The sequence below is a fragment of the Pseudobacteroides cellulosolvens ATCC 35603 = DSM 2933 genome, from assembly GCF_001262605.1.
Lineage (GTDB): Bacteria > Bacillota > Clostridia > Acetivibrionales > DSM-2933 > Pseudobacteroides > Pseudobacteroides cellulosolvens.
The window spans coordinates 1,369,078-1,393,593 of sequence record NZ_LGTC01000001.1; the positions used below are offsets into that span (position 1 = coordinate 1,369,078).

Genomic DNA, 24,516 nt, shown 5'->3' on the forward strand with positions numbered 1-24,516 from the left:
AATTTTTACTTACATCCCGTACATCCTGTGCACTTTTTAATCATATCGCAAGTACTGCACATTTCCGCCTTATCACTTGCCACAAGACAATAGGTTCCTTCAATCTTCCAGCAAGGCTTTGATTCATTCACCGGAGTTGGGCTGTTCTGTTCAGCCCCGCCCTTACAGTTTCGTTTATACCAACATGAATACATGGAAGTTAGCTGCTTTACCCCGGCAATATTCAATCCTTTTTTATCAATAAGATATTTTATAAATTTAAGCCTTTTCACATCATTGTTGGAATATCTTCTTTGGTACTTATCCCTATCAGGACGTAGGAGATCATTCCGCTCCCAAACTCTTAGCGTTTCCGGATGTTCTCCAATCAATTCCGCTACTGTCCCTATGGTATATATACCTTTATCTTCATCAAACATGAATTTCACCATCCAGATTATCTTGAGTTCAAAACATTTAACACTATGTCTAAGTATATTTTGAATAAATATTTTTGTCAATTTTGAGGTTTTCTAAATCCTCTGTCTTTCAAGATAATCCCAAATAGCTTTCTCAAAGGTTAATATTACACATCCATTCCAAATATTATATATATTTCTTTTTAATGATTTCCAATAATTTTATTGAAGTTTACAAAAACATCAGCATTGTTTCTACACCTCAATATTATTATGTGCATATGCACACAATAATATTACATCTATTTCTTATGTATGTCAACAAGGTTATTTTTTATTTAACAACTGGTAAGAATTCCAGTACAATGCATTAAGCCATAAAACGTCTGCCTTAACAATTACAAACTACCAGCCAGGCACCTTCCTGTGTAAGACCTGTCATTTAGCATAATATCCTGCGGGGTTCCCTGAGCAATAATTATGCCTCCCTCATCTCCCCCATCAGGTCCGAAATCAATAACGTGATCTGCCATAGCTATGATATCCAGGTTGTGTTCAATAATGATCATTGTATTTCCCATGGCTACAAGCTCATCAAGAACCTTTGAAAGCTTAAAAATATCATCAGGATGAAGTCCTGTTGTCGGTTCATCAAGAAGGTAGAGTGTGTTTCCGCAGTAGCTGCATCCAAGCTCTTTAGCAAGCTTAATTCGTTGAGCCTCTCCGCCAGAAAGGGTTGCAGAAGATTGTCCAAGCTTTAGATAAGACAGTCCCACCTTCTTTAAAAATTCAAGTTTTTCAAATATGTTTTTTTGCTCCTCGAATACTCCAAGAGCTCTTTCCACTGATAAATCAAGTATGTCTGAAATACTGTGTCCTTTATATGTTGCAGATAAAACATTTTTTCCAAAACGTTTACCCCGGCATACTGGACATATAACCTCGGCATCAGGCATGAAGTGCATTGGTATTGTCATAACTCCCATCCCCTCGCATTTTTCACATCTGCCTCCTGGAACATTAAAGGAAAAATGCCTTGGAGTAAGCTTTTGCTTTTTTGCTTCAGGTAATTGGGCAAAAAGATTGCGAATTTCGGTATATATATCGGTATAGGTGGCAACATTTGACCTGGAAGACCGGCCTATTTCATTCTGATCAAATGTAATTACCCTGGCAAAATGATTAAAGCCTTCCACCTTGGCATTTTCAGGTGCTTTCTTATTATTAAAGTAACTTTCTGCATGAAAGGCTATCACATCAAAAACCAGTGATGATTTTCCCGAACCAGAAACACCTGTTACAGCAGTCAATTTTCCAATAGGAAAATTCACACTGATATTCTTAAGGTTGTTTTCTACTGCGTTATGGACATAAAGAAATCCAGATAAATTCTTTCTTCTTCCTTTAGAACGATAAGCACAAAGACTTCCGGCTAAATATTTTCCTGTAAGTGATGTTGGGGTATTCATTACCTCGTCAACTGTGCCGCAAGCAACCACCTGGCCGCCGTATTCACCTGCTCCCGGACCGATATCAATTATATAATCGGCATTTTTCATAACATCAAGATCGTGTTCAATAACAAGCACAGTATTTCCAATGTCACGCAAATGACACAGAACTTTTAACAATTTTGAAGTATCCTTTGAATGAAGTCCTGTAGTAGGTTCATCCAATACATATAAGACTCCTGTTAATCCTGACCCTAATAACGAGGCTAAACGAAGCCTTTGTGCTTCACCGCCTGAAAGACTTACAGCACTTCTTTCAAGGCTCAGGTATCCGACTCCAACATCTAAAAACCTATTAAGCCTTTCTTTTAAAGCTTCAATTACAGGTGCAACAATTTGTAACTCTTCAAATGTAAATTCCTTTTGTATTTTGCACACGAAATCCAACACATTTATAAGAGATTCTTTGCTCAAATTAATAATATTAATTCCGCAAACCGTAACCTCAGCACTCTCACGTTTAAGTCTATTCCCCTTGCATTTAGGGCAAATATCCTCATGAAAAAACTTTTTTAGCTGCTCCTGTGCTTTGGGAGAATTGGAGCTTTCGGAATACCTGCGTTTGAGATTGGTTAGAAGTCCTTCATAACGTCCTAGAGGCACGGTTTTAGGAGGCTTCATTTCCGGAAAAAGCATTTTTATTTCATCGCTGAGTGCACCATTAAGTAAAAATGTTATAGCCACCTCATCCCATTCCTTAATGGGTTTGTTAAGATCCGCCTGAAAGCCATAGTGTTTACCGGCATTTGCAACGCTTTCACCATTTCTCTGCGTCAAAAAATCGTCCCATAAATGTATAGCTCCCTCATTTATAGATAAATCCATACTCATGATTTCTTTAAGGTTGGGAACTCTGGTAAGACCAATACCGTTACATTCTTCACAAGCCCCCTGAGGTTTATTAAAGGAAAAATGGCTCATTGTAAGAACCGGAATTGTTTTTCCGCAATGGGGACAGGGCATTCCTTCCTCAAAGTCGGATAGATCTGAATCATCTTCTGCCCCATTATAAATACTATCATTTAAAAAGTTGGGCATTACAGTGTTTCCACAATGCTTGCATCTTCTTAACCCTAGCTTTGAATATAGAATCCTGAGATAAGTAAAAATTTCAGTAACTGTACCTACAGTTGAGCGTGGATTCCTGTTTGAATTGCTTTGATTAACGCTAATTGCAGGTGATAAGCCTGTTATGGAATCTACCTTTGGCTTTACAAATTCATCTGTAACCATCCCGAGAGACTCTAAATACTGCCTTTGGCACTCTGTCTGAAGGGTTTCAAAAGCTATTGTGGATTTTCCTGAACCAGATACCCCTGTAAGCACCACCAGCTTATTTTTGGGAATGCTAAGTGAAATGTTTTTTAAGTTGTTTTCCTTGGCACCTTTAATCATAATTGCATCCTGCATTATAACACACTCCTTTATAAAAGTATTGAATTATCAGTAGTCAGAATCGAAAGTAATATTTCAATTATTCCTTAATATACAACACAAATAAAGTCTGGTGTTAAAGTGGAGGGTTTATTTGAATTTTCTTTTCATTTTTCCAAGCTGCTTAAGCATTAATAATGCTGTATTTTTTGAATTTAAAATTGAGGTTATGAGCCTGTCACAGCTCGTTATAATCTCCTCTGATTCATAAGGTGTATCTATAATTTTTTTAATGTTTTCAGTTCTATTTTCTGAAACTGCCTTGAGCATTCTAAGAATGGACATAAGGGAATAGTTTGCACAACGCAATGCCTTGATAATTTTTAGAAACCTTATCTCTTTATCTGTATAAATCCTATAACCGTTTTCCTTTCTTTCAACAGTTACAAGCCCGTTTAATTCCCAATTCCTCAAAGTATCAATTGTTACATCCAGATATTGGGCTGTCTCTTTTCTGGTTAAATTAAGTGTACTTTTTTCATTCTTAACGTTTGAAATTAAGTCTTTTGAAATATCAATTGCCTCTTCAGCATTATGCTGCTCCTTTTCGAGGTTACTTAAAAATTCTTGAGTCTTATTAATAGCATTTTCATAATCCCCTGCAGAAGAAGTCTTTATAATATCAATTGCCTGTTTTCTAAGTCCGTTTTGCAGCAGTTCACACTTAAGTGCCATTCTGGCAAGCCTGATTTGTTCTAAATGGATATCGTTAAATACCCGATATCCATTCTCCTTCCTTTCTGCCTTGGGAATGAAATTTATGTCTTCATATAATCTTACAGTGTTTGGATGTACACCTGCTAATTTTGCAATTTCTGATGTCTTATAGTATTTCATATCAAAAAACAGCATCCTTTTCCTATAGAATAATCATTCATTAGATATTAACAAGTATTTAATCGGGTCAATAGCCCTTAATCACATTTTAAATGTTATATATCCTTTTATCAATATTTCAACCAAACCAATTAGAATGACATTTTTTCACATAAATCACCATTTTTAATGTTTTACTTGATTTCCATTTGTAAAGCAATTATAATTTTATAGTTATGATAATTTTTAATTGGGGGTTAGTACTATGAAAAATAAGTTATTACTAGGACTTTTATGCACTTTTATGATAAGCTTATTAATTACATCAAATGTTTTTGCTGAGGAAGATCTTGGTGTTAATTGGATTGAAGGTCCAACAAATGTTTCAGTCGGTGATATGGCAAAACTGAACCTGGATAAAGATTTTTTATATGCCGATAAAGCGGATACTGTAAAACTAATGAAATACTTTGACAACGCTATCACAGGATCAGAAATAGGCAGTGTATTTTCCAGAGATGAAAGCCAAACATGGTATATACTTTTTGAGTATAAGGACGTAGGTCACATTAAAGATGATGACAAGGATGATATTGATGCTGACGATCTTTTGGAGAGCTACAAGGAAGGAACTAAGGCACAGAATAAAATAAACGCAAAATCCGGCATACCTCCTTTAAATGTTTTAGGCTGGCGTGAAGAGCCAAAGTATGATGAAGGCCTTCACAGCCTTGTTTGGAGTACTCTTTTAGAATCTAAAGGAAGTAAAATTATTAATTATGAAGCAAGGATATTAAGCCGTACAGGTTATGTTTCAGCCATTCTTGTTTGCTCGGAATCAGATTATGATAGTGTTAAACCAAACATGAAAAAAGTAGTCGATGCATTTAGTTTTGTTGAAGGTAAAAGATATTCAGATTATGACCCATCAAAAGACAAGACATCTGAATGGGGTCTGGCCGCACTTGTTGCAGGTGGTGTTGTTGCATCTAAAACAGGAATCCTTGCAGTAATATTATTAATATTCAAAAAGGGCTTTATATTGATAATCGCAGGAATAGTTGCACTTTTTACAAAGCTATTTAGAAGAGGTAAAAAGCAAACAAACAGCACTTCCTATGAAACTTCTTATGAAAATCCTCACGAAACACAAAATTTTACATCAAGCTCAGGCCAACTTGGCGGAACATACGGTATACAGGACAACACCAATAATTTCAACAATAACAACTTCAATAACAACTATAACAATGACTTTAACAATGATTACAATAATAACAATAGTAGCGATAACAATCAGAGTAATAATAATTCAGGTAGTTCTATTAATCTTAGCAAAATTAATTTAGACAAGGATAATAAAGATTAAACTGTTGATATATAAATGCTAGAAAAAAACCCATTGAAAATATTCAGCGGGTTTTTTTCTAATTCAGTGTATATTAAAACTCCTCATTTTTCTTGAATATCCGGTTTGACAGATTTTCCAACCCTTCATATATTACCGGTACAACAACCAGTGTTAGAAAAGTTGATGTTGTAAGTCCACCAATTACAATTACAGCAAGAGATTGGGACATGGTTGAACCCTTGGAAAAACCAAGTGCCAATGGAATGAGTGCTGCAATGGTCGCAATGGCTGTCATAAGTATCGGTCTCATTCGCACCCTTCCGGCTTCCAGTAGTGCCTCCCTTACAGGCATATCCTCATTACGTTTTTGTTTTACCCTGTCAATAAGAACTATGGCATTTGTTACAACAATTCCGATAAGCATCAGACCACCAATCATCGAAGGCATATCCAAAGGAAGTCCTGTTATAAATAGTGCAACCAGTCCTCCAATTGCAGCAAGCGGCAGGGAGAAAAGTATGGCAAATGGTGCTCTTGCAGTTCCCAAAGCAACCATCATGACTAAAAATACCAAAAATACTGCTACTACCATGGCAAGACCCATTTGTACAAAGGTATCGTCCATCATTTCTGTTATACCGCCCATTTTTATTTCTACACCTTCCGGCAGCTTAAGTTCCTTTATTTTTTGTTGAACACTTTTAGAGACTGCACCTGTATCCTTTTGGGCTATTTTCCCTGTTATTTTTGCGTATTCCTTACCGTTTAAACTGAATATACCTACAGGTCCGGGAACTTCCTTAACCTCTGCAATATCGCTTATTTTTACAGTTCCTCCGGTTTGTGCAGTAAGTTCAATTGCTTTTATATCATCAATTTTACTTACAGTATCCAATTTGACGCCCATAAGAACATCCATGCTTTTATTGTCAACAACCATTGTGGTAACCTTACTGTTGTTTAGAAATCCACTGACAGTCATTCCAACCTGAGCCGCCGAAAGTCCCTTTTCACTGGCCTTTTTCTGGTCAACACTTATGGATATTTCGGGTTTTGATTCAGTCAAGTTGTTAGTTACTCTCTCCAATCCCTTGATAGATGAAATTTCCTTGGTAAGAAGTTCTGCCGCTTCCTTTATTTTATCGGCACTAACTCCTATAACATGAACTTCGATATTATTAATGCTGCCCATACCACCACCGGACGAACTTGATTGTTCTATAGTAAATTGACCTTTACCTGTGCTGTCTGATATCTTGCCTTTTAATTCCTTAATCACTTTATCAACATTTGAGTCTTTATCAAGCTGAGCCATAATACTTCCTGAACCTTGATTCGACATAGCAGACATAAAACTTGTTGTTGATGATCCGATTGTTGTCTGGTATTTTTCTATATCTTTAATTCCTGCTAAAATCTTCTCAATCTCAAGAGCCTTATCATTAACTATTTTTACATCTGTCCCTGCCGGATAGTCCATTTTTATACTTACATACTGGTCTTTTTGTTCCTGAATAAAGCTAGTTCCTATAAACGGTAACAGACATAAACTTCCAGCAAATAACACAAAAGCGACCAGCAGAGTTATTGCTTTATGTTCAAGGGACCAATTAAGAAGACCTGCATATCCTTTCATAAGTTTGCCTTCATGGAAATCAGAGTGCTTTATTCTTTTAGATTTTAATAACATCAATTTGGACATTACCGGTATTACAGTAATTGCCACGAGCAGTGAAGAACCCATTGCTACAGCAAGAGTAAGTGCAAATGGCTTGAACATAACACCTGCTATGCCGCCGACAAAAGCTACAGGCAGAAAAACCGATACAGTGGTCAAAGTAGAAGATGTAATTGCAGATGCAACCTCTTTTGTCGCATGCTTTATCAAATCTACGCTGCGGATTTCATCACTTTGCAGCCGTCGGTATATGTTTTCAATAACCACTATAGAGTCATCCACAATTCTTCCTATTGCTACCGATAACCCACCAAGTGTGAGAATATTAAGGGTAACATTAAATTGCTTTAATGCTATAAGTGTTATCAATACCGATAATGGTATTGATATACAGGCAATTATTGTTGTCCTGAAATTTCTTAGAAACAAGAGGATTACCAGGAAGGCAAAAATTGCACCTGTTACCCCTTCACGAAGCATACCGCTGATTGATTCATTTACATAATCAGCCTGGTCGAGAATTATTGAAACATTAGTACCTCCCGGCAGCATGTCTTTTAGCGTATCCAACTTATCTTTTACGGCATCTGATACATCTACTGTATTTGATTCCTGAGTTTTAACCACTTGGAGTATAACACTTGGATTACCATTTGTCCTGCTGTAGGTTGTAGTTTTGTCAGTATCCACATTTACTTCAGCAATATCGCTTAATGATATCTGTTGAAGGGTCATATTGATCCCGGTTTGTTTTGTAGCTCCCGAATCAGCCATGCCAGCACTTTGAGCTTTATCTCCTGTATTGGCATTTACTGTTGCACCTGACTGCTGTGACATCTTTGATTGAATATCCTTAAGCTGCTTTTTCATTTGCTCAATAGCTGCCTCAGTTACCTTAACTACTGGTGTCATTTGCTGTATAGTTGCTGTAGCAATTTGCTTTTGAGCAGCTGTTGCATTTGGATTGGCCATTACTTGCTTTGCCTCATTAAGGGCAAACTGAGAAGCAACAAGTTTTGATTGTGTTTCCTGTATTGCAGACAGTAACTGAATCTGTCCGTTAAAAGCCTGATTCATTCCGGCCATACCTTGCCCTATCTGTCCTACGGCCTTTCCAAGCTCGGCAATTCCCTGCCCCATTTGGGTAAAAGTAGAGCTCATAATTGCTTGTGTATTTGGTATAACAGGCAATTTTATGTTTTTAAGTTCATCTAAGGAATTGAATTTCCCAGTAATCCTTATGGGTTCTACAGTGTCATTCAAACTGAGAGAACCTGCCGGGAACGACACATTGTTTGCCTGCAGTAATTGGGATACGGTTTGTGACGTCAGGTTGTATTGTTTTAATTTATCAGGCAACAGCTTTATGTATACGGCTTTTTGAGATTCACTGGCCAATTGAACCTGACCAACGCCTTCAATTCCTGTAAGACTCGGAAGAATGTCATCATGAACCTTTTGTTCCAGGTCCTCATGGCTTAACTTATCATTTGATACGCTTACACTTAGGACGGGCATTGAGTTCATATCAATTCGCATTATTTTTGGAGCAGCAACATTATCCGGAAGTTTAACATCCTTAATTGCAGATTCAACCTTCCTCTGCATATCATCCATATTTGCAGAATAGTCAAACTGAGCGACAATAGAAGAAAAATTTTCAGAGGATGTGGAATCAAGGCTTTTAATCCCATTAACGCTTGATACCATATTTTCCAGAGGCTTGGTTATTTTTTCCTGAACATCTCCGGGTGAAGCACCTGGATAAACTGTAATAACACACACTACAGGGATGCTTATGTCAGGCATGGTTTCTTTCTTCAGAGTAACCGATGAATATATCCCTCCGAATACAATAAGTAAACAAAGCACTAAAATAGCAGATACGTTTTTTAATGAAAATCGTGTAAAAATACCCATTTTAAATCTCCTTATTATTTTTATTATCCTTTTTTATATCCTGTAAATTATCGAAGTAGTTGAAAACTAACGATAATATATCGACAAATTCATTACTTTTCTTAAAGCCAAGATATTCTACAAGTCCTTCGAATATATTAAAGAATACCTTGATTACCTTATCAATGGTACTTGACCCCTTCTCTGTCAATTCTATTTCAATTACTCGTCTATCTGTTTTACTTATGTTGCGTATAAGATACCCTTTTTTCTCCAAACTTGTAATTAAAGGCGTTATTGTCGGCGGAGTTACTCCTGCAATTTTACTGATATCCGATACCTTAACAAGGGAATTGTTATTGTCCATAATCTTTTTAATGGTTAATAATGTAAATATTTCACTGCGGTTTAACTCGCAAACAGGACTTGGATTCCAATTTAATTTACTAAATTGGTCAAATGAAGCAAAAAGCTTTATAACAGTCTCATTTACTCGTTCATCCATTTACAATTTCTCCTTACATAAAAATTTGGTATACTAATAGTTTTTAATAATAACTATTAGTATACCAAATATTTATTCCTGCTTCAACTTTTTTATTTTGTGATAACTGAAAAGTCACATTCAAAAAGGCTGCTGACATCATTAAATGGCAGCAGCCTGAAGATATTTGTAAATTAAGCTTTCAATAATATTATAGGCATCAATAATCCATCGATGTAGCATTAAAACGTTTGGCTATGATAATAACGTCCAGCATATTAATGTTCTTATCTTTGTTAAAATCCACATCGGCTTTGTAATTGCCATCCCCTGAAACACTTCCAAAAATCTTTGCAAGTTGTATAACATCCGACATATTAATAGAGCCATCTGAATTCGAGTCTCCTGCCCACAAGATTAGTGGTGCTTCCTTGGGGAATATAACCGTTTCCTTTGATGCGGTGACATTTTTAACTTCTCTTGAAAGATATCCAGGCTTACTTACCTTTAATGCATATGCAGTTTCACTTGAAGGAAGTGACATTTCAAAATACCCTTTTTCATCTGTCATTGCATATATTTGCTGCCCCACAACTTCCACCTTGAACTGAGCTTTAAAATCTGATGCTATAGAATCCACCTCAGGATTTATATAGCCGGATACTTTATATTCCTGGCCAGCTGCCGCCTTAAATACTGCTTTTATTTTCATGTCCCCTGTTGGTGTAATTGTTATTGTGTCAGATACTTCTTCCACTCCTTCCCAGTGGTCAAAGACATACCCTTTTTGGGGAACAGCTTTTATTTTTACAGGTACTCCTTTAAAGTAGGCACCAGTCCATGATTGGGGCATTGTTACTCCAGGAGTTGTATTATTTATATCTACTGAATTTACCCTGACAAACCCTTTTTCAATATCTGTATCAAGTTTAATTGAGGCAGTTCCGGTGACACCATTAGTGCCAAATTTGTTAATCATATGGTTTATTACATAACCTGAACGCTCATTTGCAAAGTTTTTCATGACTCCTACATTGCCATCCCAATCTTCTATAGCTTGCCAACGGTTGTTATGTTCAGTCATGGAAGATGCTAAGTCAGCCTTCATCTTATCGATTGTCTGGTTAACAAATGATGAATTAAAACAGGTATTCATATAATCTGCCATTCGGTTTATAAATTCATTCCTGAATTCTGGATTTTGTAACAAAGTTCCAAAAAGAAAAACTGCCCACTCATTCTTTTGCGTTGAAGTAACCATTGAGGAATGTGCCAAGGTATCATGATTTAAACCGTTTGCACCTGCCATGCCTCCGCAAAAACCGAAATCCAAATCCTTTATAATCCATCTCCATCTACCGTCCTGTCCATAAGGTGCTTCAGGATGATAAAGGCCATCTTCCGTTTTATATTTCCACATAGTTACATTATTTTGAGGCCAGTCTGAGTTTGAAAAATAAATGTTGGCAACCTGGTAATCAATATAATTATCTACATCCATTTTTGTTTTTATATACTCATATGCATCCTTGCTGCTAATGTCTTGGGATTTTAAATAATTTGTTATGTCATTTGTATAAGCCGCTGCATCCTCTTCTGTCCCTTCATTCACAGTTAGCTTGTTTGAACTACCAAAAGTATATGGAACCTCAAGAAGTGCAACCCTGTCTTTGTCCAGTTTATAATGGGATGCAAAGTAGAATTTATCATAACGTTCACGTATATTATGTATACCCCAGTACTCACCGTCTATAAATACCACTGAAGGCCTGTATGCCTGGGTGTCTAATTTTAGATGGGAAACAAGGCTTTGCATCATAGCATCCCTGAACATGCTTCCCGACCAGTCGCTTCCGGAATTTCTCAATATAAGGCGTTTAAAATTGTCAATGCCTTCTCCATTTACTTCATCAGTAAGCCCAGGAAATATGTTATAGCTTATTTTGTCTTTTCCATCATACTCATTATCCGCATATAACCTGAGACTTTTTTGAGCAAACCCTTTTGATCCCCCACCATGAAGCCTCATATCGCAGTACTTTGAAAATCCGGGCGTTCCATCCTTTTCAAAAAACTCCATATGAACAGGCCTTTCCCAATCATCACCTACACGATTACTATTTACATAAATTCCCCTCATACTGTCAAATAAGTTTACCTTATCAGTAACAAGTGAAATAACAGGAAGGTCATATCTTGTCTTCATATTTGGATCAACAAAAAAAGACCCAGTCACTATCCTGCTTTTTTTACCATCTGCACTTACAGCAATCGCTTTAACTATAGAACATTTAAATACCTCTCCAACAGGAGGATTCCAAAAATAATCACCCGTTTTAATCATAGATAATACATTGGGTTCTCCTGCTCTGCTTTTTATACTAATCTTATCCAAATATTGAAATGTCCCTGATTTGCCAGGTACCGGATCAGACCCATTCGTTGTATAATATACTGTGACATCCTTCTGATTGACAGAAAGCATTAAATCAAATGCATCAGTATAAAACCCGGCTTTATGAGAGAATACCGGTTCATCTACAGCTACCAACCCATTAACATTAGCTGCATTAGGTGTAGACTTTGAGAAAGTGAAAAATTCCGTTCCCCCATCCGTATTTCTCCCATATGACTCATCATCTGCCAAACTTCCATAGGATACAGAATCCAATACAGCTCCATCCGGTGTTTTTAAAACTATTTTTTCACCTGAAGAACTCAGCTTAAAATTAACATGCAGTTGGCCGTCCTTTGCCACTTTATTTTTATCCGAAGCCCAAACCATCAGGTAACTCTTAGGTGGAATAAGAGCTTTTGGAAAAGTCCACGTCGCACCATCATCGGAAAGTGTATACCCTGTTAAGTCAACCGCATTATTGGAAGTATTATAAAGCTCAATCCAATCGGAGTAAGACCCGCCCACTGCACCATTTTTTGTGTCTTCAACATCTCCATCGCGAATAGTCATTGTGTTTGCTGCCATTATTTCATTGATACATAGGCTACTTCCCTCAGGATAAGCAGCTTCAACTTGCTGTAATGGCAGACTTACTGATGTTATCAGCATAGTAGATAAAATAAAGCATCCAAGCTTCTTCATAGAAACCCCCCTTAAAAAATTAAAATATTTACCCTTCAAATTTCAATTTTATACAAAATCTAATTGAAGGTAGTTATGAAAATACATTCTGTATACTATTTATTATATATTAACTGATATTAATATCCAACAATATTAATTATTATAATGAAAAGTAAATTTTTTCTTTCATGATTATATACTTATAGTTTTATTTTTATATAGGGACTTTTAGTTTTATGGTAAAATTATAGATAAAGCTATACGAAAAGTAATTATTTCAAGGGAGACAATACAATTTGGAAATAAAGGAATTAAGAATTGGCAATATTACAATACCAAATAATGTACTTATGGCACCTCTTGCTGGATATACCTGCTATCCTTTCAGGATTCTGTGTCAGGAGCTTGGTGCAGGGCTCTGCTTTACTGAGATGGTTAGCTGCAATGGCCTTAAATATAAGGACAAGGCAACTCAGAAGCTGCTTTTTACAACTCCTGATGAAAAGATCAAGGCTGCCCAATTATTAGGGTCTGATCCTAGGATAATGGAAAAAATGGCAAGAAGTGATTATTTAATCCCATTTGATATAATAGATATTAATATGGGCTGTCCTGTACCCAATGTGTTTAAAAGCGGTGAGGGCAGCAGTCTCATGGGTGATCTTAAAAGGGCATCCTCTATCATTAAAGGCTGTAAGAGAAGCGGAAAAGCAGTTACTGTTAAGTGCCGTACAGGATTAAAAGAAGATTCAATGATTGCAGCAGAGTTCGCAAAAATGTGCGAGGATTCGGGAGCTGATATGATCTCTATCCACGGTAGAAGCCGAAATATGATGTATGAAGGTGTCCCCTATTATGACCAGATAGAGCAGGCAAAATCAGTGGCCAAAATACCTGTAATTGCTAATGGCGGCATCTTTTCAAAGGAAGATGCGGATAAAATGATGAATCTCACAGGTGCAGACGGCGTCATGCTTGCCAGGTATGGGTTTGAAAACCCTTTTATATTCAGTGAGCTGACCAATAAAGAGATCAAAAAGGACAAATATACTGTTATTTCTGAGCAGATAGAATTGGCCTCTCGCTGTTATGACGAAACATATACAATTTACTATATAAGAAAGCTTGCTTCCTACTGCATGAAGAAGTTAAAAGGAACCAAGCAGTATAAAGCCGAGCTATATAAATGCGGAAATATAGAAGAGCTAAAAAGCATTGTTGAGAAAATTTTTAATGTCTTAGTAGATTAAAAGTGATAGATAAAGATTCACGCTTTTAATACAGAAAAGGAATTTTGATTTAAAGAAAGAGAGATTCGTTGATGACAGAAGGATTTATAATAAAAGATGGGATTTTAGTGTCATATACATTGAGGGAGACTGTAGTTGAGGTTCCTGAAGGAGTCAGCATAATAGGTGAAGATGCCTTCAAGGGATGTACATCCATAGAAGAGGTTATGTTGCCTGAAACTGTAACTAGCATTATGAGCCGAGCTTTTAAGGGTTGCAGGAATTTAAGAGAAATAAATTTTCCTTCAAAATTAAACAATATAGGTGAACATGCATTCCATCGCTGCCATTCTTTGCAGCGAGTCGAATTACCTGATTCGGTTAAAAGCTTGAGCCATAGTGTGTTCTTGTACTGTGACAGCCTTCAATACGCTTCTATCCCGGGAGTAATACACCTTAGCTGGCAGGTGTTTTTGAATGATGTAAATTTGAAGACACTGGTAATTTCCAAGGACCTTGATATATCCTGCATTTGTGACATCTTTACGGGCTGCGGCAATATATCAGAAATAAGATTTACTGATGGTAATGTTTATAATATTGAAAGTTTGGTTGAGGTCCTTTCTGATAGCTATGATGCACATCCTATAGTTAAAGCAATTGTCATAGATATATTCAGGATGATGGAAATTCGTGAAGGTAAACTGTTAAAATTCCTTACAAACCTGAAATATCTTGAAGTTCCCGATAGGATTACGGCTATTGGAAAAAGCTGCTTTTTTGATAAAAAAGGGTTGATATCGGTAAAGCTTCCCCCTTCCCTGACCGAAATCGGGAGCAGAGCTTTTAGAAACTGTATCAATCTTGAAAGAATAGAATTTGCCAATGATAATGTAAATATAAGCACAGATGCCTTTAAAAATTGCACAACGCTAAAATATATCACATTATCTGACGGTACAATGTATGAACTTAAGGGTATGCCTGATATGTCTGATGAGAGCGTTCCTAATGTAGTACGCACAATACATTCCCAGATCCTTAGCAACTTTTTTATAAGCGGAACTACTTTAATACAGTACAGAGGCTTTGAAGAAAGAGTTGTTGTGCCTGATGGGATAACTGTAATTGGAGAAAAAGCATTTGCCGGAAATCAAGTGGTTGGAAGAATAGTGCTGCCTGATTCCACAAGAGAAATCCAAGAAGGTGCTTTCTCCGACTGTATCGTAATGCAGACGATTCATATAAATGAAGGTCTTAAATACCTTGGAGCATCAGCATTTGAAAACTGTGTAAAGCTTATACGTGTTGAGCTTCCACACTCCCTTACAAAAGTGGAAAAGTCAGCTTTTAACAGGTGCAGAAAACTAAGCGAAGTAAATTTCGGAAGCGGTATAGAAGAAATTGGTGATCTGGCTTTCTATTTGTGTACATCTCTAAAGGATGTTCATCTGCCGGAAAATATTAAAATTATCGGAGACATGGCTTTTTATAAATGTTTAGCATTAAAGGAAATTACTTTGCCAAAATCTTTAACAAGGCTTGGCAATAATGTATTTACAGCATCAGGGCTAAAAACCGCAACAATTAGCTATGACCTGGAGGAATGCGGCACAGATATTTTCTCCCAGTGCAGCAAATTAACAAGGCTTAACTTTGATGAAGGAGTAAAGTCAATTGGTGATAAATTTGCATTCAGATGTAACTCCCTCAAATATGTGAACCTACCCTCTACAATTAAATACATAGGCAAAAATGCCTTCCATGATAGTATTTATTTAAAAGAAATTGTAGAAAAAGGGATTGCAGGAGGTATATTAGCGGATAACAGCATATTTTTAGACGGCAGCAAACTTTTCGGTGATGTTTTAATTCCTGATGGAATAACTACAATTGCAGGCGGTGCGTTCTATGGCAATAATAATATTACCTCTGTTAGCTTTCCTGACTCGCTAAAAACAATAGGTTCAAGGGCTTTTTGTGGATGTACTTGCCTTAAAAGCGTCACACTTCCTCATGGTGTTAAAGTAGTGGAAGAAGGCGTTTTTGCATATTGTACTTCATTGGAAAATGTTATATCCGAAGGGGAAATCAAACATATATCTGACAATGCCTTTTATGGCTGCATTAGCCTGGTTAAAGTCCCTTCGTCATATGATGTACACATTGGCAAGGATGCCTTTAGCGGCTGCGAAAGTCTTATAGATATTGATATAAAATGTTTAAGCATCAAAGAATTTGCCTTTAAAAATACGGCTTTTTTAGATAGATTAAGTAATGCTTCTCCCCTTGTAATAATATCTGATATAGTTGTTGACGGTACACGCTGCAAGGGTGAGGTTATTATTCCTGAAGGTGTTGTAAGCATTTCACCCTATGCCTTCTCCGCAAATGAAGATATAACTGATGTGATACTTCCAAATAGCCTTGTGGAAATTGGTGAAGATTCGTTCGGCGGATGCAGAAACTTAAGTGAGATCACCCTTCCCCACTCTTTAAAGCGTATCGGTAAAAAAGCATTTGAAAAGTGTGTTTCACTTACAAGTGTTTCGGGATATGCACAAGATATTGGTGAAGGTGCCTTTTCATATTGTACAGGCTTAAAGTATGTAAATCTGGAAGGTACTAAATTCTTTGACAAAGAAGCTTTTTGCGGCTGTAATCTACTTAAAACCTGTAAGTGCAATGAACAAACATTTATAGGTGATAGTTGTTTTAACGGATGTGAAAGTTTAGTTGAATTTGATTTTACCAATATTGAATGGATAGGTGTAAGTGCTTTTAGTTACTGCAATTCACTTAAATATATAAAACTCAATGCAGACACTTATGTTGCAGCTCATGCATTTTCTGACTGCGGCAGCGTAAAAGAAATATCCTTATCACATGATGGGCTTAAATTTCGAAGTTATGCTTTCTCAGGATGTACTGCCCTTAAGGTTGTAGAAATTGGTGACACAAAATATGCTGCAAATAAATATTCTGTTATTAGCGAGAGAAATATACCAAATATTGTTAGGTACATATATTTAAGTGCCGTCAGTTGTTTTGACATAGATGAAAACCTTTCCCTTCAAGGATACTTAAATAAAGGTAGTATTTTGCATATTCCCGAAGGTGTTGAAAGAATTGAACCTGAGGTTTTCAAGGATGCCATGAACCTTTCAGAAATATACATACCTGAGAGTGTTAAATATATCGGTGAACGAGCTTTTCACAGCACAATGTGGCTTAATAAACAAAGAGACAAATCTCCGATGGTAATTGTAAATAACATACTTATAGATGCGGTAAGGTGCCAGGGGGACGTTGTAATTCCAGATGATGTGAGGATAGTTTCAGGCTGGGCATTTGCTAATTGTTATGCTCTCACATCAGTTACCTATTCCTCACCTACAACGCTGACAGAAGAATATGCATTTAGAAACTGCATCAATCTTAAAAAGGTTATCTCATCAGACGGTAAAGAGTATAAGCTTACAGGAATACGAGATAGAAATGATGAAACCCTTCCTCAAACTGTAAAACAGATTTTTATGGACTGTTTAAACTGCTTTAAAACAGACGAAAATAACATTCTAATTGAATGTACAGGAAATATTCCAAGCCTTATCTTAGCTGAGGGAATAACCGGGATTGGCGATGAGGTGTTTAAAGACAGCAATTTACTGACACATATAACCCTGTCAAAGGATACTGCAACAATCGGCAAAAGTGCTTTTGAACTGTGCAAATGGCTTGGATCTGTACAAAACGCAAATTATGTAAAGAGGATAGAAAAGTTAGCTTTTTCAGGATGCTATTTATTAGAAAGCATAGAGCTTTCCGACATGCTGGAGTATATAGGAATAAGAGCCTTTGAGCACTGTACATCACTAAAAAGCATTGTAATTCCGGAAGGTATCACAGAAATACCTGAAAGGGCATTTTTCAGGTGCAAAATCCTTGAAAAGGTTGTACTCCCCTCTACCCTTAAAAAAATTGGAAAAGAAGCCTTTGCTTTTTGTTATGAGTTAAGTGCAATAAATTTTCCAGAAGGACTTGAAACGGTTGATGAATGTGCTTTTGCCTGGTGTGAAAAACTCTCTGGCATCAATATTCCGAAAGGTACTGTAAATGCTGACTCCATAGGTTCTGGTGGCGAACTATGAGATATAGAGATTTAGGCGTTACAGGACTTAAAGTATCGGAAATATCCTTCGGGACTATCCCCATACTAAGTGGAAATGTCCCTGTACTTCCCGATTATTTCAGCCCCGATGAGGAAACTGCAATAACTGTAATGGAGCATGCTTATAACCTTGGCTGTACCCTCTTTGATACTGCAATTGTTCCTGAATATGGTGACGCAGAGATAAAGCTTGGTAAATTCGCATCCCATATCGGCAGGGAAAGGATTATCATATCGGATAAAGCAAGGTTTTTCTATGGAAATGAGATGTACAATGCAGTTTATGAGTCATGCAGAAATCTTGGCACTTATGCGGATATATATTTTGTGCATCAGGTAGATGAAGGAAATGAAGATTTGACATTTGGTAAATATGGTGCTGTTGATGCATTAAATGATCTTAAGGCGGAAGGTAAAATTAAATTTGCAGGAATTGCCTCCCACTACTATGACATACTTTTAAGGGGTGCAAAAGATAAACGTGTTGATGTACTTCAGGGCAGCGGGAATATTCTTGAAAGGGGTATGCTTGACCGGATAGGAAATGAACCGCTATTTAAGGAAAAAGGACTTATGATAAACAAAGTCTATGCAGCAGGAATACTGCCTTCCTTCTTCCCTATCGATACCCTTTTATCTGCTGTACTTTCATATCCTGTCTCAACTGCTTTAATTGGTATTGGTACTATCGATCAAGTAGAAAAGGCAATGCTTAATGAACCTCATAGCTTTGATATACCAACTTTTTCACAGGTTATGTCGGTGCTGGAAAAAAGTTTTATGCCTATTCCCTGCCACAGATGTCAACGGTGCAGATGCAAATTCGGTACAGAAATACACATAATTTTCAGGCAGTATAATTACTATTTCCTAGGTAAGGACTACTGGGCCTTAAGAAAGCTGGATATGGGCATAAGTGAAAGTGCCATGCATTGTAAAAAATGCACTGACATGTCATGCATGAAACAATGTCCCCAAGGGATTAATATCCCCCACACTGTTCAGATGATAAAGCAGCTCGTAGATATCCATATAAGAAATTCACTTATATGAATGTTAAAATATGTTTTGGTTTTAAGAATACAAAATCCTCATAATATTTTAGTAACATTAAAAAGCTGTCATTGGGTATTAGTATAGATTATGACTAAACGAAGTGAATATTATTTATTTATTAACTTTTACGATATAATTATTATTGTCCCATTCAACACTTGCACCCAAGCTTTCTGAAATAAACCTGACAGGAACAAGAGTTCTCCCGTTTATGACTTTCGCAGGAACTTCCAAAACTTTATGGTTTAAATTTACAAAAGCATCCAAACTGTCAACCTTTAGCTCTACTTTTGTATCACCAAGGATTCCAGTAACAGTTCTTGTATTTCCATTCCATAAAACATTTGCTCCAAGCCCTTCAAAAATTGCCCTTAACGGAACCAAAACCCTATCTTTCTCAATTACTGGATATATATCTGTTTTGATTTCCCTACCGTTTATTAATAGCTTTATTTGCCTGTTTACACATTCAGTTGGACTTGAATTGAGATTTGAAACACAAGTATAAAACTCACCTTCAACTATTTGGGTACCAATAGCGACGTATTGATTCCCATCATATGCTAAAGCATATGCAGTAAAATTTTTATCTATTTCTTCAGGTTTATCCCATTTTATACCATCATTTGACTTTGAGAGAGAACAATGATAACTGTGGCCATCCTCATAAGATAGAGAAATAAATTGACTACCGTTCCATATTGTAACTGGGTGTATTATTTCATTATTGAGCGTTTGTTTATTCCATGATATCCCATCCAGGGAAGTTAAAATATAAGGCTTTTCAGGTACAAATGCTATAAAGTTATTACAGTACAAGATTTGTGAAATGAATTGATTATCCATTTCAATATATTTTTTGTTCCAATTTATGCAGTCATTTGATGTTAAAATAACAGACTTACCTCCGATTGCAACGGTATGGTTCCCATCGTAAGCAACACTACACAATACGTCATTGCTTTCAAGAACTTTATCCCACTCTTTTCCATCATACGATGTATACACAACACCCAAGATGTTCTCGAGACTTTCATATTTATGTGCAATAGCCAAAAAACGGTCTCCAATCCATGCTACTTTATTAAAACTTATTTTTAGATCCTCCACTTCATCAACTTCATTCCAGTTTTCGCCGTCTTCTGACTCAGTAATAAAAAATTCACTTCCAACTGCAATATACTTTTTACCGTTATAGGCTATGCTGTTTATTGATGGCGTATAGCTGGAACCGAATTTTACCCTTGGACCGATACAGTCAGCAGGTTTAAATGTCCAGTTTATACCATCATAAGATTCGGCAAATAGTCCATCTTTATAGCCTTTTACAAATCCGAGAAATTTCTTTCCATCCCATATCAAATCAGTAATTGGTGTAAAGTCCCCTGGTGCTTCTAAAAATACAATATCCTTTTGACCTTCATTTGTCATAGTTGTAATTGACCCATTAGTGCCAACAATTGCAATTTTGTCTTTGATTTTTATTATATCAAAGTAGGTTCTATCTGGTCCATGGTCATAAAGAGGAGTAAGAACCTCACCATAATATTCCTTTACATACCAAGTGATTCCATCATCTGATTCAACAACATCAGACAAGGTGATTCCTATATATTTTTTATCATTTTTCAATATTGAAAAAATTCCAAAGCCTATACTGTCTTTTATACTGGATTTTACCCAGTTAACTCCGTCAATTGATTTCATTATTAATCCATGAGGACGTTTTGCTATTTCTTCAACATAAGATTCTCCGTTTGGATAAATTCTATGAATCTCTGTATCGGTAAAATGAGCACAAGGGAGCAAAAATGAATCTCCATCCCAAAAAATACCGTTCAACCTCATGTCTTTCATTTCACTTTTAACCCACGATTTCCCATCAGGGGATGATAATATAAAGCCGTTTGTTGCACTTAAGGATATAGAGAATATAGAATCTTTTTCATTAGATTTAAGCCCTGAATTATTTGTTTTATTTCCTGTGACAATAAGTGTTTTACCGTTCCAAGCAATACCATTTAAATTTGCATTGGTACCACTGCTTACTTTTTGCCATATATCAGCATCCTTGGATTCCAGAATTGTCCCATTATCCCCTACTATAAAAAACATTGTGCCATTCCAGATAACTTTATTAAGATTTTCTGTAAAGTTGGTATGTACATTTTCCCATACAATACCATCTTTTGATCTTAGGATAGTTCCCTTAATACCTACTGCGATAAACTGATTATTACCCCACGATATACAATTAAGTTGGTTTTTTGTACCTGAGTTTTGGATAGTCCAGTTAATATTGTCATATGATAACCTAATACATCCGTTTGATTCTACTATAACGCTAACATTTTCGTTATAGGCTATTCCTGTAATGATATTATGGCCGACATATGGATTTTTTATAAAATTTGTTTTCTGGCCTGCATATATGCTATTCGAATTAAATAGGGTAAAAATTATACATATAAATAATGAAACAACAATCAATTTTTTATTCATAGAACACCTCAAATATAATGTTTTCAAACTATAAAAAAATAATTTATATCAAAGATATAAATATATTAGACTACGTTCTTTTATATAAACTATTCCATTATGTAAAGCCTTCCTGACGGATTGCTTTCAGTTCAATTATACCAATTTTATTTGCAATAAATAATACTTTTATATGAATTTTGAAAATATATTTTTAGTATTCTTTTTTGCAAAAGACCATACCACAAAAGTTGCCCTACTTAAAGAAAGATACAAAATGCTGAAATGTAATATTGAAGCAATCAGGGTTATTTAGTAAGCTCCCAATAGCATTATCAAGGTAACAATAAATGGAAAACCACAAAAATTAGACATTTCTCCAAAAATTCTGAACAATAGAACCATGATTCCTTTAAGAAGCATATTTGAAGCATGCGGGATAGTAGTAAAATGGGATGATAAGAAAAAAACTGTTTCAGATGTAAAAGGACGCAATAAATTGGTTCTAAAAGCTGATTCTAAAATAGCTTTAGTTAATAACAAAGAAAAAACCCTTTATGCATCTCCTATTATAATAAACAACCGCATGTATATTCCATTAAGGTTTGTCAGTGAATCATTCGGTTTTAAGGTGAAATGGTCAGGTGATACAAATACTGTAGAGATTAATACAAATTAGTGTTAACGGTTAATTCTATTTAATGAGTTATTCAAATTATTAAGAGCACTTTCAATTTTTTTATATAAAGTTTTTTCAATTTCAATTATAGTTCCATCAGTTCTTTGTATTGTATTGCATCCATCCTCTGCGATAATAAATTCTTTTTGTATAACTTGATTTTTGTAAATTGTAACTTTATTTCCAAATGGACAGCTTGTACCTGTTTTAATTACTTTCGGGGAATTCTCTACTATTTGAATAAGTTCCTCAGCTAATTTGCTATCTTTAATATGGATTTCTCCTTTAGAATTCTTTATGTGAATATTAACTCCTTCTTCCACAACTACTGGAGTATTTTTACTTTTGTTCACACTGCTAGATTGTTGAATAAAATTGTTTGTGCTTTTGCCCAATGTTTTTTCTTTTCCACAACTACAGAATGAGAAAAAAAAATGTACAAGCAAAAATCAAGTATAAATATTTTTTTATACAAATTTTCATAAATAGCACCCAGTTCCCCACACATTTACTTTTATGGTAATCGTAACATTTTGTATAATATATGTCAATTTGCAGTATTTGATGTGCTACTTTTTTATCCGCTATTCCATAATATACATGCTCTAATCCTGTTTATTTCTTTATGTAAACACTGTATTATGTAAACTAACAAGTGTTTAGCATTTCTTATTTAAAGTGAGTGAGATTATGAGTATGAAATTAGATTATGTAAAAAATTACAAATTAGGTTCTCTATTTAAAAGAAAATTCTATATTCCCGTTATAACTAAATTTTACTTAAGCCATTTATTTTCAATTATTTGGCTAGTAATTTCCATTATTGTTTCTAATGATTGGATATCGGACTTATCTAAATTAGTTTCTATGCCGGTTTCAATAGCAATAGTGGGAGGAATTGCACTTATACCTGGATATATAAATTCATTTTTAGTTTTAAGCCTGTTATTGGACAAACAGCCAAAGTTAAAGGATGATACCCCCAATAAGGATGTTACTATTCTTATTGCTGCAAGAAATGAGGAAACAAGAATTGAGGAAACATTAAGATATATTTCCAATCAAGACTATACAGGAAAAATTAAAGTTGTAATTATTGATAATGCTTCTAGCGACAATACTTCTATTAATGCAGCAAAAGCGGGAGAAAAATTAAACTTGGATTTAAAAGTAATAGAAGAGGCCTCACCTGGAAAATTTAATGCTCTAAATACTGGGCTTTACAATGTAACTACCGACTTAATAATTACAGTTGATGCAGATACGTTATTACACAAATCTGCTGTGAGGCACTTGATTTCAAGGATTGAGAGCAGTCCCCTTGAGGTATGCGCAGTTGCCGGCTCAGTCCTTGTTCGCAACAGTAGACATAATTTTTTAACAAGAATACAGGAATGGGATTATTTTTTGGGCATTGCATCCATAAAGAGGCTGCAAGGGCTCTACCAGGGAACTTTAGTGGTTCAGGGAGCTTATAGTGCTTACAAGACTGATGCTGTTAAAAAAGTTGGCGGATGGCCTGATGCAATAGGTGAAGATATAGTTTTAACATGGAATTTTTTAAAAAACGGCTGGAAAACATATTTTGAGCCGCTTGCTGTAGCATTTACAGATGTACCTACTACATTAAAATCCCTCTCAAGACAGCGTTCAAGATGGGCACGGGGTATGATAGAAGCCCTAAATAATATAAAACCCTGGCATCAGCCATCAAATTATACCAAGTATCTTACAGGTGTAAATCTAATTATGCCTTACATGGATATTGCCTATACTTTATTTTGGTTGCCCGGTTTAGTCCTTGCGTTTTTAGGTATCTTTTGGATAGTTGGCCCAATGACCCTGTTGGTTTTACCTATGACACTAATAAGCTATACAATTTTATTTCTACATCAGAGGGATGTTTTTGGAAAATTAAATTTAAAGATACGAAAAAACCGTACTGGCTTTATTTTTTTTGTCCTATGCTATCAGATGATTATGACTCCAATTTCAGTATTGGGATATATCCAGGAGTTATTTAAGCTTAAAAGATTATGGAAGTAAGCATGCTAGGGGCATTTCAGCTTTTTGAAATGCCCCCTTGACCAGTTAATTGCTTATTAATACCTTAATCGTTAACTTAAATTCAATTGCAAGGCAAAGAAAATTATAGTAAAATTGTTTATATAGAATCGATTATAGAATTATTTATAGAATTTATATACAAATACTTAAAGTTGTATCCATATTTTTTATTATATTATA

Annotated in this window: 14 protein-coding genes; 6 read left to right on the plus strand and 8 right to left on the minus strand. The window is 35.6% G+C overall.

Going from position 1 to position 24,516, the window contains the following annotated elements; all coding sequences use genetic code 11:
- Positions 1-5: 5 nt before the first annotated feature.
- The 3 genes from Bccel_RS05800 to Bccel_RS05810 form a co-directional block, all read right to left on the minus strand.
- A complete protein-coding gene (locus Bccel_RS05800; protein WP_036944233.1) occupies positions 6-419 on the minus strand; it encodes a MerR family transcriptional regulator in 414 nt (137 codons plus the stop codon).
- Positions 420-796: 377 nt separating this feature from the next.
- Positions 797-3,319: an excinuclease ABC subunit UvrA gene (gene uvrA, locus Bccel_RS05805; RefSeq protein WP_036944234.1), complete on the minus strand. Its 2,523-nt coding sequence runs from the start codon at positions 3,317-3,319 to the stop codon at positions 797-799.
- Between the two features lie 114 nt (positions 3,320-3,433).
- On the minus strand, positions 3,434-4,180 hold the full coding sequence (locus Bccel_RS05810) for a MerR family DNA-binding transcriptional regulator (protein ID WP_036944236.1): 747 nt from the start codon (positions 4,178-4,180) through the stop codon (positions 3,434-3,436).
- A 244-nt stretch (positions 4,181-4,424) separates the two neighbouring features.
- On the opposite strand from Bccel_RS05810, the gene Bccel_RS05815 reads away from it, so the two are divergent.
- On the plus strand, positions 4,425-5,528 hold the full coding sequence (locus Bccel_RS05815; protein ID WP_050753169.1) for a DUF2167 domain-containing protein: 1,104 nt from the start codon (positions 4,425-4,427) through the stop codon (positions 5,526-5,528).
- A 73-nt stretch (positions 5,529-5,601) separates the two neighbouring features.
- On the opposite strand, the gene Bccel_RS05820 is transcribed toward Bccel_RS05815, so the two are convergent.
- The 3 genes from Bccel_RS05820 to Bccel_RS05830 form a co-directional block, all read right to left on the minus strand.
- A complete protein-coding gene (locus Bccel_RS05820) occupies positions 5,602-9,108 on the minus strand; it encodes an efflux RND transporter permease subunit (RefSeq protein WP_050753170.1) in 3,507 nt (1,168 codons plus the stop codon).
- A gap of 1 nt (position 9,109) precedes the next feature.
- Positions 9,110-9,592: a MarR family winged helix-turn-helix transcriptional regulator gene (locus Bccel_RS05825; protein WP_050753171.1), complete on the minus strand. Its 483-nt coding sequence runs from the start codon at positions 9,590-9,592 to the stop codon at positions 9,110-9,112.
- Between the two features lie 199 nt (positions 9,593-9,791).
- Positions 9,792-12,671 (minus strand): CotH kinase family protein, encoded by a 2,880-nt coding sequence (locus Bccel_RS05830; RefSeq protein ID WP_050753172.1) that lies wholly within the window; start codon positions 12,669-12,671, stop codon positions 9,792-9,794.
- A 278-nt stretch (positions 12,672-12,949) separates the two neighbouring features.
- Between Bccel_RS05830 and Bccel_RS05835 the strand changes: the two genes are divergently transcribed.
- The 3 genes from Bccel_RS05835 to Bccel_RS05845 all read left to right on the plus strand — a co-directional run bounded on the left by Bccel_RS05835 (position 12,950) and on the right by Bccel_RS05845 (position 19,106).
- The gene (locus Bccel_RS05835) at positions 12,950-13,903 is read left to right on the plus strand and encodes a tRNA dihydrouridine synthase (protein WP_036944237.1); all 954 of its coding nucleotides are present in this window, start codon (positions 12,950-12,952) and stop codon (positions 13,901-13,903) included.
- A 71-nt stretch (positions 13,904-13,974) separates the two neighbouring features.
- The gene (locus Bccel_RS05840; protein ID WP_036944238.1) at positions 13,975-18,033 is read left to right on the plus strand and encodes a leucine-rich repeat domain-containing protein; all 4,059 of its coding nucleotides are present in this window, start codon (positions 13,975-13,977) and stop codon (positions 18,031-18,033) included.
- Entirely contained in the window at positions 18,030-19,106 is a 1,077-nt protein-coding gene (locus Bccel_RS05845; protein WP_036944240.1) for an aldo/keto reductase, read from the plus strand. The genes Bccel_RS05840 and Bccel_RS05845 overlap by 4 nt, the downstream gene beginning before the upstream one ends.
- A 114-nt stretch (positions 19,107-19,220) precedes the next feature.
- On the opposite strand, the gene Bccel_RS31290 is transcribed toward Bccel_RS05845, so the two are convergent.
- Positions 19,221-21,611, minus strand: a complete 2,391-nt coding sequence (locus Bccel_RS31290) for a stalk domain-containing protein (RefSeq protein WP_242853159.1) — start codon at positions 21,609-21,611, stop codon at positions 19,221-19,223.
- Positions 21,612-21,936: 325 nt separating this feature from the next.
- Here Bccel_RS31290 and Bccel_RS05855 point away from each other — a divergent pair, with 325 nt between their 5' ends.
- Positions 21,937-22,269, plus strand: a complete 333-nt coding sequence (locus Bccel_RS05855; RefSeq protein ID WP_276326160.1) for a copper amine oxidase N-terminal domain-containing protein — start codon at positions 21,937-21,939, stop codon at positions 22,267-22,269.
- Between the two features lie 2 nt (positions 22,270-22,271).
- Here the strand turns inward: Bccel_RS05855 and Bccel_RS05860 are convergent, their stop codons facing one another.
- A complete protein-coding gene (locus Bccel_RS05860) occupies positions 22,272-22,622 on the minus strand; it encodes a hypothetical protein (protein WP_152965942.1) in 351 nt (116 codons plus the stop codon).
- Between the two features lie 337 nt (positions 22,623-22,959).
- Here Bccel_RS05860 and Bccel_RS05865 point away from each other — a divergent pair, with 337 nt between their 5' ends.
- Positions 22,960-24,315, plus strand: a complete 1,356-nt coding sequence (locus Bccel_RS05865; RefSeq protein WP_036944244.1) for a glycosyltransferase family 2 protein — start codon at positions 22,960-22,962, stop codon at positions 24,313-24,315.
- Positions 24,316-24,516 lie beyond the last annotated feature (201 nt).

Bases quoted from the DNA above. Each gene is read 5' to 3' on its own strand.
- Bccel_RS05865 (WP_036944244.1), top strand. From the start codon at position 22,960: ATGAGTATGAAATTAGATTATGTAAAAAATTACAAATTAGGTTCTCTA.
- Bccel_RS05815 (WP_050753169.1), top strand. From the start codon at position 4,425: ATGAAAAATAAGTTATTACTAGGACTTTTATGCACTTTTATGATAAGC.
- Bccel_RS05820 (WP_050753170.1), bottom strand. From the start codon at position 9,108: ATGGGTATTTTTACACGATTTTCATTAAAAAACGTATCTGCTATTTTA.
- uvrA (WP_036944234.1), bottom strand. From the start codon at position 3,319: ATGCAGGATGCAATTATGATTAAAGGTGCCAAGGAAAACAACTTAAAA.
- Bccel_RS05810 (WP_036944236.1), bottom strand. From the start codon at position 4,180: ATGAAATACTATAAGACATCAGAAATTGCAAAATTAGCAGGTGTACAT.
- Bccel_RS05845 (WP_036944240.1), top strand. From the start codon at position 18,030: ATGAGATATAGAGATTTAGGCGTTACAGGACTTAAAGTATCGGAAATA.
- Bccel_RS05840 (WP_036944238.1), top strand. From the start codon at position 13,975: ATGACAGAAGGATTTATAATAAAAGATGGGATTTTAGTGTCATATACA.
- Bccel_RS05825 (WP_050753171.1), bottom strand. From the start codon at position 9,592: ATGGATGAACGAGTAAATGAGACTGTTATAAAGCTTTTTGCTTCATTT.
- Bccel_RS05830 (WP_050753172.1), bottom strand. From the start codon at position 12,671: ATGAAGAAGCTTGGATGCTTTATTTTATCTACTATGCTGATAACATCA.
- Bccel_RS31290 (WP_242853159.1), bottom strand. From the start codon at position 21,611: ATGAATAAAAAATTGATTGTTGTTTCATTATTTATATGTATAATTTTT.
- Bccel_RS05800 (WP_036944233.1), bottom strand. From the start codon at position 419: ATGTTTGATGAAGATAAAGGTATATATACCATAGGGACAGTAGCGGAA.